At 32.0% G+C, this 14,562-nt stretch carries 14 protein-coding genes and 1 pseudogene; 8 read left to right on the top strand and 7 right to left on the bottom strand.

The features are described from left to right. Positions 1–78 precede the first annotated feature (78 nt). The 7 genes from M2651_RS04750 to M2651_RS04720 all read left to right on the top strand — a co-directional run bounded on the left by M2651_RS04750 (position 79) and on the right by M2651_RS04720 (position 9,937). On the top strand, positions 79–1,812 hold the full coding sequence (locus M2651_RS04750) for a cache domain-containing sensor histidine kinase (protein WP_252131193.1): 1,734 nt from the start codon (positions 79–81) through the stop codon (positions 1,810–1,812). 18 nt (positions 1,813–1,830) lie between these two features. Next, the gene (locus tag M2651_RS04745; RefSeq protein ID WP_252131192.1) at positions 1,831–3,426 is read left to right on the top strand and encodes a response regulator transcription factor; all 1,596 of its coding nucleotides are present in this window, start codon (positions 1,831–1,833) and stop codon (positions 3,424–3,426) included. A 9-nt stretch (positions 3,427–3,435) separates the two neighbouring features. Further along, positions 3,436–4,938: an ABC transporter substrate-binding protein gene (locus M2651_RS04740; RefSeq protein WP_252131191.1), complete on the top strand. Its 1,503-nt coding sequence runs from the start codon at positions 3,436–3,438 to the stop codon at positions 4,936–4,938. Positions 4,939–5,127: 189 nt separating this feature from the next. Beyond that, positions 5,128–6,654, top strand: coding sequence for a sugar ABC transporter ATP-binding protein (locus M2651_RS04735; protein ID WP_252131190.1), 1,527 nt, complete (start codon positions 5,128–5,130; stop codon positions 6,652–6,654). Between the two features lie 31 nt (positions 6,655–6,685). Further along, positions 6,686–7,660, top strand: coding sequence for an ABC transporter permease (locus tag M2651_RS04730; RefSeq protein WP_252131189.1), 975 nt, complete (start codon positions 6,686–6,688; stop codon positions 7,658–7,660). Positions 7,661–7,738: 78 nt separating this feature from the next. Then, complete coding sequence (locus M2651_RS04725; protein ID WP_252131188.1) at positions 7,739–8,911, top strand: sugar ABC transporter substrate-binding protein; 1,173 nt, start codon at positions 7,739–7,741, stop codon at positions 8,909–8,911. Positions 8,912–8,929: 18 nt separating this feature from the next. Next, positions 8,930–9,937 (top strand): ABC transporter permease, encoded by a 1,008-nt coding sequence (locus M2651_RS04720; RefSeq protein WP_252131187.1) that lies wholly within the window; start codon positions 8,930–8,932, stop codon positions 9,935–9,937. Between the two features lie 74 nt (positions 9,938–10,011). On the opposite strand, the gene M2651_RS04715 is transcribed toward M2651_RS04720, so the two are convergent. Both M2651_RS04715 and M2651_RS04710 read right to left on the bottom strand, forming a co-directional pair. Next, positions 10,012–10,515, bottom strand: a complete 504-nt coding sequence (locus M2651_RS04715) for a GNAT family N-acetyltransferase (protein ID WP_252131186.1) — start codon at positions 10,513–10,515, stop codon at positions 10,012–10,014. A 45-nt stretch (positions 10,516–10,560) separates the two neighbouring features. Continuing rightward, on the bottom strand, positions 10,561–11,052 hold the full coding sequence (locus M2651_RS04710; RefSeq protein WP_252131207.1) for a prolyl-tRNA synthetase associated domain-containing protein: 492 nt from the start codon (positions 11,050–11,052) through the stop codon (positions 10,561–10,563). Positions 11,053–11,189: 137 nt separating this feature from the next. Here M2651_RS04710 and M2651_RS04705 point away from each other — a divergent pair. Beyond that, positions 11,190–11,399 (top strand): annotated as a pseudogene (locus tag M2651_RS04705) (HAD-IA family hydrolase); the annotation flags it as partial. Between the two features lie 41 nt (positions 11,400–11,440). Here the strand turns inward: M2651_RS04705 and M2651_RS04700 are convergent. The 5 genes from M2651_RS04700 to sigY form a co-directional block, all read right to left on the bottom strand. Next, the gene (locus tag M2651_RS04700) at positions 11,441–12,193 is read right to left on the bottom strand and encodes an ABC transporter permease (RefSeq protein WP_252131185.1); all 753 of its coding nucleotides are present in this window, start codon (positions 12,191–12,193) and stop codon (positions 11,441–11,443) included. Next, positions 12,183–13,121: an ABC transporter ATP-binding protein gene (locus tag M2651_RS04695; RefSeq protein ID WP_252131184.1), complete on the bottom strand. Its 939-nt coding sequence runs from the start codon at positions 13,119–13,121 to the stop codon at positions 12,183–12,185. Before M2651_RS04695 ends, M2651_RS04700 begins: the two co-directional genes overlap by 11 nt. 186 nt (positions 13,122–13,307) lie before the next feature. Further along, positions 13,308–13,511 carry a hypothetical protein gene (locus M2651_RS04690; protein ID WP_252131183.1) on the bottom strand — a complete coding sequence of 68 codons (204 nt, stop codon included), beginning with the start codon at positions 13,509–13,511 and terminating at the stop codon, positions 13,308–13,310. Further along, positions 13,508–13,888: a hypothetical protein gene (locus tag M2651_RS04685; RefSeq protein WP_252131182.1), complete on the bottom strand. Its 381-nt coding sequence runs from the start codon at positions 13,886–13,888 to the stop codon at positions 13,508–13,510. The genes M2651_RS04690 and M2651_RS04685 overlap by 4 nt, the downstream gene beginning before the upstream one ends. 1 nt (position 13,889) lies before the next feature. After that, positions 13,890–14,426, bottom strand: coding sequence for an RNA polymerase sigma factor SigY (gene sigY / locus M2651_RS04680; protein WP_252131181.1), 537 nt, complete (start codon positions 14,424–14,426; stop codon positions 13,890–13,892). Positions 14,427–14,562 lie beyond the last annotated feature (136 nt).

Genomic DNA, 14,562 nt, shown 5'->3' with positions numbered 1-14,562 from the left:
CCTTTTTATTACATTGAATATTTAATTGTCTAAATATATAATGAATTTATAAATTTATGACAAGGAGATTCAAAATATATGAAACTTCGCAAGTATTCTATACCTTGGAATTCGATAAGGTTTAAGCTTATATTAGGGTTGTTTGCCGTTATGATACCGTTAATTTCACTTCTTATATATGATAATTTTTATGCCATAAAGGTTATTCATAATCAGGTTGCTGAATCAAATAAAAATATGATATCTCTTTATATGAGTCAAATTGATAAAGAACTGGAAAATACTGATACTTATTTAAGCAGGCTTGCACTTACAGATGATAACTTTAAGTTAATGTCCTATACTAATAATGAAGACGATTATTATCTGGCTCAGTTCCGTCTTAGTAAAAGGATTTCAGAGGATGTTTTAATGAGTAAAAATACCGATTCAGTGTTTATATACAACGCAAAAAGGGATTCTCTTATAGAAGGATTTAATGAAGGGTCAACTTTTGCAGAAAGAGAGAAAGTAAGAGACTATATAAGAAATACATTAAAAAGTAACAGCGGTGCCCCCACAAAAGGATGGAGTGTAAAAAAAATAGATAAGGAATATTACTTATTCAGAATTTTAAAAGTGGATAATGTTTATGTAGGGGCTTGGATAAGTGCAAAAAAAATATTAATTCCGCTTAAGCTTATTAATTTAGGAGAAAATGGAGCATCCATGCTTATAACTGATTCTGGTGAGCCTATGATTACTTCAAAATTAATAAATGATGAAAAGATTGATTTAAATCATGATTTACAAAATTATTATCTTACAGGAAAAAATAATAATTATCTAACTGTTGGAGAGAAATCAGCCAAAGGAGATTTTAAACTGATTGCATTAATACCAAATGAGGAAATTCTGGAAAAGCTGCCTTTTCTTCAGAGAGTTGCCGCATTTATTGCTGTAGGAGCAGTTCTCTTACTTCCTATATGTCTTATATTTTTAAGAAATGTATTATTAGTACCATTAAAAAGGATTTTAAAAGCTATGAAAAGAATTCATGAGGGAAATTTGGATTTTCGAATTGAACGTTATAATACTTCAGATGAATTTATAATGGTTAATGAAACTTTCAATAAAATGATAGATCAAATTCATGATTTAAGAATAAGTGTTTATGAAGAACAGTTAAGCAAACAGAAAATGGAGCTTCAACATCTGCAGCTGCAGGTAAATCCTCACTTTTTCCTGAATTCTTTAAATATTATATACAGCCTAGCACAAACCAAGAAATATGAGTTAATTCAAGAGATGACACTTAGTTTGGTAAAATACTTCAGATATATGTTCAGAAGCAATATGGAGCTTGTCTTTCTAAAGGAGGAACTTCAGCATGTAAAGAATTATATTCATATACAAAAACTTAGATTCCCTAATTCTTTAACTTATGAAATTGAAGCGGAAGAAAATCTTTTAGAGGTTCAAGTACCGCCCCTTGTAGTACAAAATTTCGTGGAAAACTCAGTTAAATATGGTGTTACACTTGATGAGTCAATACACATCTCTGTAAAGGTTATAAACTATGTATATCAACAAAAGCAATTTATGAAAATAATTATCAGCGATACAGGAAGAGGATTTCCGGATGATATTTTGCAGGAGCTAAGAGCAGGTCATAGGCTTGCCTCAAATGAAGGAAAGCATATTGGGGTATGGAATGTTCAAAGGAGATTAGAATTATTATATGGACAAGAGGCAAGTATTAAATTTTTTAACAATGAAAACAGCAAGGGAGCTTTTGTTGAAATTTTGCTTCCTGTTAAACAAATAGATTAGATTTGGTGGTGAGCTTTTATGTTTAATATTATTGTAGTAGATGATGAAGTTTTTGCTGTTGAAGGTATAAAATCTGCCGTAAATTGGAGTAAACTTGGTATAGATGAGGTTTTTACAGCATTTAATATTAGACAAGCAAAAGAAGTGTTTGAAAATAATAGAGTGGATATTATGCTTTGCGATATAGAAATGCCTCAAGGGAATGGGATTGAGCTTTTATCATGGGTAAGAGCTAATCGTTCTAAAACAGAATGTATTTTTTTAACCTGTCATGCTGATTTTGGATATGCTAAGGAAGCTCTTAAGCTGGGAAGTCTGGATTATATCTTAAAACCGATTCCTTATGATGAGTTAGAGGAAGTAATAAAGAAAGCTATAGATAAAATTAAAAAGGATAGAAAGCTAACTGAAGAAAGTCAGCTTGGACAGTATTGGAATAAAAATCGAGCGATGATAGTGGAGACCTTTTGGAGAGATGTTATAAATCACTCTATAGCTTCTGATATAAAAGCAATAGAAGAAGCGGCTAAGGAAAAAAATATTCAGTTTAATGAGAGGGTGAAGCTGATACCTGTTTTAATTAAAGTTCATCAATGGGGAAAAAACCTTAATTCTCAGGAAGAAAATTTAATGGATTTTGCTCTTAAGAATATTGCTGCAGAAAAGTTTTTCGGGGATAGTGTAAAGGGTCAGTTTGTAAAATTAGAGCAGAAAAGATTTATAGTAATTATAAATTCGGATGTTTCAAAAGTTGTAAAAGAAAAGCTGAAAGAAGTTTGTGAGAAGTTTATAGAAGCCTGCAATCAATATATATCCTGTGATTTATGTTGTTATATTGGAGATGAAGTTTATATTAATGAATTATCATCAAATGTTAATCAGTTAGTCGTAATTGATGAAAATAACGTTGCTTTTAGCAATAAGGTATTCTTGTTAAATAACAGAAAAATACCAGCAAGTACTATAAAAATGCCGGATATGGCTCCATGGTCGGTGTTTCTTAATGAAGGTTCAAAAGATAAGGTTATTGAGGAAATACAAAGTTTTCTGCAAGGTCAGGTTAACAGCATAGGGCTTAATGCTAATATGCTTTATCAATTTCAGCAGGATTTTCTGCAGATGATATATACTTTATTAAAGCAGAAGGGGATACAGGCACATCAGCTTTTAGGCGATGAAAAAACAAAAGAGCTGTACTCTAAAGCTATAAGTTCAATTAAAGCTTTTATGCTGTGGGTTTCTCATGTAGTAGATAAATCTATGAAATATATTTATGATGTTGGAAGATCTCAATCTGTAGTCGATAGAGCTAAGAAATATATATCTGATCACATCTCAGAGGAAATAACCAGAGATGATATTGCAAGTTTTGTGTTTTTAAATCCCGATTATTTGAATCGTATATTTAAAAAAGAAACTAACATGTCAATATCAGAGTATTTGCAGCAGGAGCGGTTTAATATTGCCAGGGAACTTTTAGCAAAGACAGATTTCCCAGTAAGCAGCATTGCTGTTAAGGTAGGCTATACTAATTTTTCTCATTTCGCTAAAATGTTTAAGAAGTATACAGGAATGAATCCAATGGAATACAGGCAGAAAAACGGCAGTGTGTAGGAGGTAGAGATGAAGTATAAAAGAAATTCCTTTATAAATTTAACTATAGTAATTATTTTAATTCTTTTTACAGCATGTTCACGTGAACCTGAGAAAAGTACTGCACCTGAAGCTAACAAGCCTTATGAAGCTGTTATGGCTTATTCCATATTTGAAAACATGCCGAAAGATATACAAATAGTAGAAGATGAGATAAATAAGATTACTATACCTAAGATAAATGTAAAGGTTAAATTAATGCCTATAATTGCAGCAAATTACAGGCAGCAGATAAATCTGATGTTGTCTGAAGACGAAAAGATAGATTTGTTGGCTGTATATAGTGATAACTTTACTGAGTATGTATATAAAGGATATATTCTTCCGCTTAATAATTTAATAAATATTTATGGGAAGGATATAAAAAAAGTGGTTGATAATGATTACTTAAGAGCAGGAACAATAAATGGCAGGCTTTATGGAATAACTACTACAATGGATCCAAGAAGTTCTTTTGGAGTGATGGTTAGAAAGGATTTACTTGATAAATATAAAATAGATATTTCCAAGGTAAAGTCTTTGAATGATTTTGAACGAGTATTGAAATTAATGAAAGCTTATGAGCCTGACTTACCGCTTATAGTACCTGCTGCATCTTGGACATCAATGCTTGCTGGAGCCGCTGGGAATGCAGATGTTCTTGGGGACGGTATAGGTGTGCTTTTAAACTATGAAAAAGATTTAACTGTTACAAATTTTTATGAAACAAAGCAGTATGCTGACTTGCTGCATAAAATGAGACAATGGAATGAAGCAGGGTATATTATGAAGGATGCAGCTATAAACAGAGAGGGTAATACTGATTTATTTAAAGCAAATAAAGCTTTTGCTACAATGACTACTATATATCCAGGACTTTCTGAAACAAATTCAAGAACCGCAGGGATTGATCTTATTACTATAAGCTTTACTGAGTCTATTATTTCAACAAAGGATGTTCAGGAAATACAGTGGGGCATTGCTAAAAGTTCGCAAGATACTGAAAAAGCTATGCAACTTTTAAATTTATTGTACTCAAATCAGGATATCAATAATTTGTTAAGTTGGGGAGTTGAGGGCAAGCATTATGTTAAAACAAGTACAGAGGGTGTAATAGATTATCCAAAAGGAGTAGACATATCAAATACTGGTTATAGTCTTAATATTTATTGGCAGTTTCCAAATCCATATCCGCAATATGTTTGGAAAGGGTGGAATCCCAACTTTTATAATGAGAGAAAAGAAGCCAGCAAGAATGCTGTAAAATCTAAAGCATTAGGTTTTACCTTTAATCCTATACCAGTAAAAACTGAATTAGCCGCTGTAAGTAACATAATAAATCAGTATGTTATTCCGCTGGAGTCAGGCACTGTTAATCCAGACAAGGTGCTTCCTGAGTTTATTTTAAAGCTTAAAGAGGCTGGAATAGACAAGATTATAGCGGAAAAGCAGAGGCAGCTTAATCTATGGGCAAAAGCAAATTATATTAATTAATCTAAAAATCATCCAATGGAATTTTTTAATTCCTGGATGATTTTTTTATTGAAAAGTCGGAAAAGTGTTATAACTAGGTCGTATATGTTGCAGAGGTTATTATGTAAACAATTTATAATTAAAGCATATTAAGAGAGTCTTTATAAGGATTTTTCAATTACAAGGATAATTGAAAAGGAGGAGTTAGTATTGAACCCAGCAAATGAGAATTTAAATGAGCCAATATTTAAAGCAGTACAGATATGCAAGACTTTCGGAAGTACCGTGGCTTTAGATCATGTGGACATTTCCATATACAGAGGACAGATTACAGGTCTTATCGGTGAAAATGGTTCTGGTAAATCAACTATTACATCAATTGCCGCAGGAATGCAGCCTGCAACAAGTGGTGAAATGTATTTTAAAGGACAGAAACATAATCCTTCAAGCATGATTGAAGGTGCTAAGGCAGGAATTGGAATGATTGTTCAGGAAATGGGTACAGTTCCTGGAATTACAATAGCTCAAAATATCTTTCTAGGAAATGAAGAACAATTCAAAACTTTTGGATTTATAAATGCTGGCAAAATGAATAAAGCAGCAAAGGAAGCTTTAGATAATATCGGTTTTACCGGAGTAGATCCATCTAGGTATATTGATGAATTAAACATGCAGGATAGAAAGCTGGTTGAAATTGCAAAAGTAATGTACCAGAATCCAGAAATGCTGGTTGTAGACGAAACCACAACAGCTCTTTCTCAAACAGGCAGAGAGATAATATATGGAATAATGAAGCGTATGAAAGAAGAAAATAAAGCTGTTGTATTTATATCACACGATTTAGAAGAATTGATGGAAATCTGCGATACACTTACTGTGCTTCGTGATGGCAAGCTTATTACTACTATGACAAAGGAGCAGATGGTAGCTTCTGAAATAAAGAAGTACATGGTAGGAAGAAAGATGACAGACAAGTACTACCGTGATGACTATGAAGATGAAACCCGAGACGAAGTTGTACTTGAAATTGATAATATAACAAGCGGAAAAGGAATGCTGATTAACTTCTCAGAAAAGGTGTACAAGGGTGAAATATTAGGAATAGGAGGACTTTCACACTGTGGTATGCACGAGCTTGGTAAATGCATCTTTGGAGATGAAAAAATTCTGGCAGGAAGTGTAAAGCATGTTCCGTCAGGAGAGATAATAAAAAATCCAAAGCAGGCAGTAAGCTTAGGGTTTGGATATGTTTCAAAAGACAGAGATACAGAAGCACTTGTTCTAACTGCAAGTATAAAAGATAATATTGTTTCTGCAGGTTTTGATAAGATAAAAAATAAATTTGGAATGATAACTAATAAAGCAGAAAAGAATTATGTTAATAAGCAGGTAGAAGAATTAACAATCAAATGTGCATCTATAGATCAGAATGTGCAATATTTGTCTGGAGGAAATAAACAGAAGGTTGTATTTGGAAAATGGGTTGGAAGAGACTGCGATATTCTAATACTAGACTGCCCTACCCGTGGTGTTGATATCGGCGTAAAAGCAGCTATGTATCAGCTTATATACAATATGAAAAAGCAGGGCAAAACTATTATTATGATTTCTGAAGAACTACCAGAGCTTATTGGAATGAGCGACCGCTTAATAATATTAAGAGACGGTCAGAAATCTGGTGAATTCAAAAGAAGCAGAGAATTGTCTGAATACATGGTTATTGAGAGTATGATATAGATGTAAATGAATACCTAGTGGGGTGATGTACATGATAAATGTTAGTACGGAGAAAAGAACAAAGGCATCTAATAAAGATATTATAGTAAAAATGGCACCTATAGCCGGGTTACTGTTTATAGTTATAGTATTTACTATTTTAACAGGAGGAGATATTTTAGGAGCACGTAATCTTCAGTCTTTGACAAATCAGATAATGGTTACAGCGCTTGTTTCAATTGGAGCAGTATTTTTATTCGGTTCAGGAGTTTTCGATATGTCACTGGGGGCTTGTGTATGTATTGCAGCAGTGCTTGGTGCTAAGGCTGCTAAAGCAGGGGGAAGTGTAGCAGTTGTATTTCTGGTAATTCTAGGTGTATCTCTAGCACTTGCTTTAGCGAAAGGTATTATGTTTTCTACAATTAAGGTTCCAATTTTTATTATAACAATAGTTGGAGGAAGTGTTATTACAGCATGGGCACTAGCAGTACTAGGAAAAGAAACTACAATACTTCTAAATAATCTTCCTAAGCTGACAAGTACAGAAATGGCAATATTTAATGTAATACTGCTTGGTGCGTTTTTTCTGATTAGTTTATATTTTTTCAATTATACATCTTTAGGAAAAAGCGTTAAGCTGTTAGGAGGAAACCCAAGAGCTGCTGAACTTACAGGAATAAATTCTACAAAAATATTTATGTGGACATCCTTTATAGGCGGAATAGGCGTAGCACTTGCAGCCTTCGTAATCTTACTTAGAACCAATACAGCAAGTGCACTTACAGGCGGTACTATAGGAACAGATGTTATGGTTGCTCTTGTACTTGGAGGCATGCCTCTTTCTGGAGGCCCAAGAAGTAAAATAAGTGCAGCAATAGTTGGTGCATGTACCATATCAATATTAAACAACGGACTTACTATGATGGGATTGACAATTGGAACTATACAAATAGTTCGTGGTGTTATTTTCTTAGCAGTAGTTTTAATGACAAGTTTAAGCTATCGTACAAAACTGCTGCCAAGATAATATAAACAAAAATTTTAAATAAGGGGCATTAAGATTAATAATCTTTATGTGCAAAAAGGAATTGGAGGAGGAAAAGAAATGAAAAAAAGATTAGTTTCACTAGTATTAGCAGGATTAATGACTGTTGGTTTTGCTGGCTGTAAGAATTCTGAAGCAACATCAAATACTAACACTGGAAATGAAACAAAAAAAGTAGAGAAGTATGGGAAGGAAACAATTAAAATAGCAGTTGAAACTTATGACCCGACAGCATCACAGTTTATTACTATGCAGAAGTATTTTAAGTATCTGCAAAATTATCTCAATGTAGAATTTATATATTCTGAAAAGCTTAATTCTGCTGAAGATGAGTTGGCTTTTATTGAAAGTGCTGCATCTGCTGGAGCTAAAGGAGTTATAGGATACTACAATGTATCAGGTAAACAAGCTGTTCAAAAAGCTGTAGACCTTGGAATGTATTATTATGGAGCTGCCGAGAATACTGAAATCTATTCTGCATTTAAAACTAATAAGTATTACCTTGGCGGTGTTAACTTAGGAAAGTCAGACTACGAAGGTGGTTATGCAATGACTAAGGGTCTCATAGATGCAGGATGTAAAAATTTAATATTATCCAGCGGTGGTGCAAATTTTGGTGTTCCGATATTTGTAGAGCGTGTTAAAGGTGCTAAAGCTGCAATAGAAGAAGCAAATAAAGCAGGAAAAGATGTAAAAATAGTAAAAGAAGTACCAGGATTTCCAGATGAAGCTTTCTTTGCTGCACAGGCTGAAGCTTTAGGTGGAGATGTTGATGGTGTTATTGCTACTTTTGGTGGTTCAGATTTCTGGTTCCAGCCAATCGAAACTGCAGGAAAGAAAGACAAAGTTAAAATTGCTACTATTGCATCTATAGATGATGCGTATAAGACAGCTTTTGAAGAAGGCCGTATGGCATCACTTGTATCTGAACTTACTGAAAACTTTGCTATGGCTATACCTATGATTGTAAATGCTGTTGAAGGTAACAGCGATGTAATAAGACAAGCAGATGGATCAGCTGCTAACTTTGCAGGAAAAACAAATGTTATTAATGATAAAGATACATTTAATAAGTTTTATAAGGTTCAAAATGAAGGAATCTGGGCATATGGCGGAGAAGATATGCAAAAGCTTGTAAAAGGATTTAACAAAGATGTAAAATATGAAGATTATCAGAAATTAATATCTGCATCTGATATTAACTCAATCTTTGAAAGAAGAGGAGTTAAGTAAAATAGAAGGAGAAATAAAATGGGAGCAAAAACATTAAAGTTTACTAAAAATCTAATATTTTCACTGATTGCGCCGATAGCTGTATATGTATTGTTTGCCATAATTTGCAGAGCTAATGGGATACAAACCTTTGGTGTGGGATCAGACCTAGAGGTAATCTTTAGAAACACTATTTATTCAGGATTAATTTCCATGGCGGTATCTTATAATTTAACTTCTGGAAGGTTTGATTTTAGTGTAGGTGCTACCCTGATTTTATCAGTAATTCTGGCTGTTGATATAACTCAGCGTATGGGACTTGGACCAGTACCAATGCTAATAATCTGCATGGTAATAGGAGGAATTCTAGGTACTATCTCCGGTATCACATATGTTATGCTGCGCATACCTCCAATGGTAGTTTCATTAGGTATAACAATGATATATGAAGCAATAGCCTTTATTTATAAAAGCCAGGGAGTGAAATTAATTGGGCAAACTAAGATGTTAATTTTTGCTCGCCAGCCATATATTACAATATTAGCTCTTATTATTCTAGCTGTATTTGTATTCTTGCTGAATTTTACAAAGTTTGGCTATGATACAAATTCTTTAAGAAGTGGCCAGCAGATAGCAGTTAATGCTGGAATTAATGAAAAGAAAAATACAGTTATATGTTATTTGCTGTCTGGTATTTTAATGGCAGCAGCTGGGATTATAAATCTTTCAATATTAGGAACAGCTTCTCCTAAGACAGGACTTGGAAGTTCATCCTACATTATGAATGCTTTCCTGCCGTTATTTATTGGCGGTGCGCTAGCAAAGTACTCAGATAGAAATATTGGAATATTTATCGGTTCCTTTATGCAGGCGTGTATGATTTCTATACTGGCTAAATTTAATGTAAGCTCATCTATTCAAACAATAATTAGCGGTATGGTAGTATTTGTATTTTTAATATACACATCTAACAGTTATAAGTTTGCAGAAGCAAAGATGTTTAAAAATAAGCTTGCAAAAGCTAAGTCAATGCAGGTTGAGGCATAGAAATGGCAAATAGGGACGGTTAACAACAAATTTAAATGTTAACCGTCCCTATAACCCTATAACCTAACCTATAACTAAAAAGTCTTTTCAAAGGCTATTCTTTCATTTCCATCCTCTAGATAAATTATTCCACAATACTTAAAACCATTTTTCTGTAGTAGTTTTTGCATTGATAGATTTTCTTTATGGGTATCTATTTTAATGCTATGTACTCCTTTATTTATGCAAAGATCTTCTATGTTTTTAATGATTATAGAGGCTATCCCCTGACCTTTATAATTAGAATCGACAGCTATTCTATGTACAACTGCATATTCTTCATTGGTTATCCATGCACCATTGTAGATGTTTTCATAGGTCTTTTCTCCATCAAAGGAAACTGCAGCAGTACCAATTATTTTATCATTCTCATCAAGTACATAACTATAGCCATTATTAATATCATTTTCTATAGAATTGTAGTTTGGATAGCCATTTTGCCACTGATCAATTCCTTGTTCTTTAAAGTAAGTTTGTGCTGCATTTATAATCTTCATTATACTGATAATATCTTCTTCAACGGTTTTACGAAACTGCATTTTTGTCCTCCTTAGTGTTGGTATTTGCGTTGTATACAATCTTTCCTATATATTTACATAATTAATTTTGTTTCCATTCCACTCTATGAATTTTTCAAAATCCTTGTAAGAGACACTTATGGTTGCTGTGTTCACATTTGGATGAAAGTTTAATTTTTCAGCTCCTACTAACTCCTTATCTATTAGAACTATTACTTCTTTGTTAGAATCATTTATTAATCCAAAAGGAGTAACTGAACCAGGCTTAAGTCCAAGATACTTGAATAATCTTTCTTCTGAAGCAAAGGAAAGACTTGTGCTCCCTATTTGGTGAGATAAAAGTTTTAAATCTGCCTGCTTTTCTTCATGTAATATAACTAAATAATGGGTATCCCCTTTTCTATTTCGGAGAAACAAATTTTTGCATTGCTGCCCAGGAATGTTTATATCCAATTGATTAGCTTCTTCTATAGTGTACACAGCTTTGTGCTCGTATCTAATATACTCGATTTCTAATAAGTCTAATGTATTATATAATCTTTGTTCAATTTCTGTAATCATTATTTCACCTACTTCAAAAGAATTTTAATTATAAAAATTATACCATAATATAGAACAAAATAGGAAATAGGGACGGTTAACAACAAACTGAAAATAGGGACGGTTAACAACAAATTAAAATGTTAACCGTCCTTATAATAACTAATGGACTTACAGTTGTTCAAGACAACAGAATAAGAAAATCTTAAAGAGCAAAGTACTTTGAAGATATTGTAGTATCTGAAGAGGTTGAAGTATTAAAACTAGATCCTAGAATTTTTGAAATAGCTTTAAATAATTTAAAGCACACTGATAAAAGTAAAACACTTGTCGTGGGTGACAGTTTAACCTCTGATATACAAGGTTGAATAAACTTTGGAATAGATACCTGTTGGTATAACCCATTTTAAGCTTCTATTTCCTTTTTCATAAATATTACTATTGCAGAAACAACTGATATTACTGTGAATGCAACTGTTATTACCAATGGTTTAGTAGAAACCTCTGTTGAGAGCTTTGAAGCTTCTGATATTAGAGTAAATGGATTGAAAGAATATTTAAAGGTACTAAGCAGTGTTAATGCTATATTTAACCCCATTGATATCAAGGCTGCTTCCATAGATTTTTTTAATAAACTGCTAAATAGAAATATTATAGATATCATAAAAAGCAGATAAATATAAACATTCACAAAACACATCAAGACAGCTTTCACTTCTGGAAAATCCTGTTCAAATACAATAAAGGAATAATATATATTGGTAATTACAGATAATGCACTTATGAAGAACATTGTAATACCATAAAAACAGAATTTTGCTAGAACTATAGCAGCTTTATTGGCTCCTTTTGTGATAGGTAATATTATACTCCCCTTTGATATCTCATTACTCAAGATTCCACCAAGGGTAAGACATAAAACCAATATACATATTTGAGGAACATTGCTCCCTAGATAGTTTGCTACTGAATGAGTGGCAGAGGTTTTAAAAATACTAGACATATCTGTTCCATACTGCTTTTCTAAAAGTTTTGGAGTGAGTTTTAACATAGGAGGTGTTGCTAAGGCAAAGAAAAAGAACCCCATAAATAGTACTATTAACTTATGTTCTCTACTTGCTTCTGTGAATTCCTTTTTCATATAGGCTTTAAAGGTCATTTGAAGCACCTCCTTTAATAATGGTAAAAAAGATATCTTCTAAAGATATTTCTTTTTTCTCAAAAGACTTTATAGGAGTATTTAATGATAATAAGTAGGTAAATAAATCTCTTTCGTCCTTTAAGGTAGCATCAGTAAATATTAAAGCTATCTCTCCATTTTGGTTAACTTTTTTTATAAAGCTTGGATAGTTATTGATTTTTACATCTCCACCAAACTTAACTTCATAATAGTAAGTAGAATATTCATCTTTAAGTTTACCTATTGTAGTTGAAGTGAGTATCTCTCCCTTATGAATTATAGTTATATAATCACATATATTTTCAACATCGCTTAAAAGATGGGTTGAGAAAAATACTGTCATTCCCTTTTCTTTTAGGTTTTTGATTATATTCATAACTTCTCTTCTACCCTCTGGATCTAATGCAGAAGTTGGCTCGTCCAATATAACAAGCTTAGGATTATTACATATGGCAACAGCGATGCCCAGTCTTTGAAGCATACCTCCTGATAAAGTCCTTATAGTTTTATTGGAAGCATCTTTTAGTCCAACTATAGAAAGTAATTCATCCCTAGAAAAGATTATTCCTTTAGTTGAAGAAAGTGAAATTATAAAATCAACATATTCTTTAACCTTCATATAATTATAAAATTTAGGTTGTTGAGGAAGATAACCGATAGCTTTTCTCTCCTCATCATAATTAAGTTCTTTACCACAAAATATAACTTTACCTGATGAAGGCTTTTTTAAGCCACATATTATATTCATTGTGGTGGTTTTACCAGCTCCATTTTCACCAATAAATCCATAGATAACTCCTTGAGGTATCTTTAAGTTTATATCATTAAGCACTTTAGAATTTCCATAACTCTTATTTAAGCTTATAAGCTCTAAAGTAAGCTCTTCATCCTTTAGATTAACATTCATCACGCTTCATCCTTTCCTAATATCAAAAAGGCAACACACCCAAGGGTGTTTAAACATAATATACCCCACAGCCATTTAGGCATGAGTTTTACAGGGTTTTTAGCAATTATTATAATGCAGTAAATTGAGAAAATAGCTTGTAGAACCACTATAGGTATTAATAATTTATAATCGATATTCATAATATTAACTCCTTTTTTTCTTTTTAAAATATAATGTTTTAAATACTAAATAAATTATGGTTGAGCTTGGAATATTCATTAACCCTATTATTCCCCAAAGCCAAGGATAAGGGATATTTTTTTTCATAGCATCTCTAAAAATTAAAGTTCCTTGAATAATTACTAGTATAAGAGCGATGGCCACAATTAATGTTTTATATTTTATCATTTAACCTCACTCCTTACCTTTTTCTTTAAGAGAACATAATTTAATATAAGTAGTGTTATTAAAACTAAAAACTGTATCGCTACAATTACATATATTGAAACTTTAATATACACATAACCAATTAATGCAGATATTAAAATCGCTAAAATCAAAAATTTAAATGTGGACTTTCTAAGTTTATTATTAAATCTAATCTTTTCGCCTGCCTCTACTATATTACTTATGTCAATATTAATAGGAATATTTTCTTCTATAGCTTCAATAAGGTTCATCTTATCTAAAGCAGATTTTATCTCTAATTCATCAGAGGTAGCTCCATCTAATGAACCTTCGTAATATTTATCTATTTTTTTATCCAGATCATCAAAGGATTTCATGTTATCTACCTCCATTAAATTTTGAAATAATCTCTTTTATTCCATAATGCAGCCTTGAACGTACTGTACCTATTGGACAATTTACTATGGAGCTTATTTCTTCATAGCTGTAACCATAGTAATGCTTTAGTATAAAAATTGTACGTTTATCTTCCGGCATAGCTTTCAAAATCTTTAGAACTTCCTTGAGCTCTTCCTTCATAATTACCTCATCTTCTATATCATAGGAAGATGGAATAACATCTAATAATACATCTGTTTCATTTACTTTTCTTAAATAATCTCTATATTTATTAGTTGCTATTTTAATAAGCCATGTTGAAAACTTTGTTTTAGGAGTAAAGGAATCTATATGAATAACAGCAGACAATAGGGTTTCTTGAACAATATCTTCCGTTAATTCCTTATTACAGGTGAGTTTTAATACATATCCTTTTAATATTGAAAAATTATTGCTTATCAATATATTAAAGGCATATTTGTCACCTTCTTTGGCTCTTTTTATTAAATTTTCTTCATTATGATTTTCCAAAGTCATAAATGTTACCCCTTTTGCTGTTTTCATCTATTTAACGCAGAAATCAAAAAAAAGTTCAATAGAAAATAAAAAAATTTTTAAAATATAGATACCAAATTACAACTATTAATTTATTCATGCCGCTTCTTTGTTAAAG

Source organism: Clostridium caldaquaticum, assembly GCF_023806125.1.
GTDB classification, from domain to species: Bacteria; Bacillota; Clostridia; order Clostridiales; family Clostridiaceae; genus Clostridium_AT; species Clostridium_AT caldaquaticum.
Note: the sequence above shows the minus strand (reverse complement) of the source record. Positions and strands in the feature narration are given on the sequence as shown.

Coding starts and splice junctions, on each gene's coding strand:
- M2651_RS04750 (WP_252131193.1), top strand. CDS start 79: ATGAAACTTCGCAAGTATTCTATACCTTGGAATTCGATAAGGTTTAAG.
- M2651_RS04745 (WP_252131192.1), top strand. CDS start 1,831: ATGTTTAATATTATTGTAGTAGATGATGAAGTTTTTGCTGTTGAAGGT.
- M2651_RS04740 (WP_252131191.1), top strand. CDS start 3,436: ATGAAGTATAAAAGAAATTCCTTTATAAATTTAACTATAGTAATTATT.
- M2651_RS04730 (WP_252131189.1), top strand. CDS start 6,686: ATGATAAATGTTAGTACGGAGAAAAGAACAAAGGCATCTAATAAAGAT.
- M2651_RS04725 (WP_252131188.1), top strand. CDS start 7,739: ATGAAAAAAAGATTAGTTTCACTAGTATTAGCAGGATTAATGACTGTT.
- M2651_RS04720 (WP_252131187.1), top strand. CDS start 8,930: ATGGGAGCAAAAACATTAAAGTTTACTAAAAATCTAATATTTTCACTG.
- M2651_RS04715 (WP_252131186.1), bottom strand. CDS start 10,515: ATGCAGTTTCGTAAAACCGTTGAAGAAGATATTATCAGTATAATGAAG.
- M2651_RS04700 (WP_252131185.1), bottom strand. CDS start 12,193: ATGACCTTTAAAGCCTATATGAAAAAGGAATTCACAGAAGCAAGTAGA.
- M2651_RS04695 (WP_252131184.1), bottom strand. CDS start 13,121: ATGAATGTTAATCTAAAGGATGAAGAGCTTACTTTAGAGCTTATAAGC.
- M2651_RS04690 (WP_252131183.1), bottom strand. CDS start 13,511: ATGATAAAATATAAAACATTAATTGTGGCCATCGCTCTTATACTAGTA.
- M2651_RS04685 (WP_252131182.1), bottom strand. CDS start 13,888: ATGAAATCCTTTGATGATCTGGATAAAAAAATAGATAAATATTACGAA.
- sigY (WP_252131181.1), bottom strand. CDS start 14,426: ATGACTTTGGAAAATCATAATGAAGAAAATTTAATAAAAAGAGCCAAA.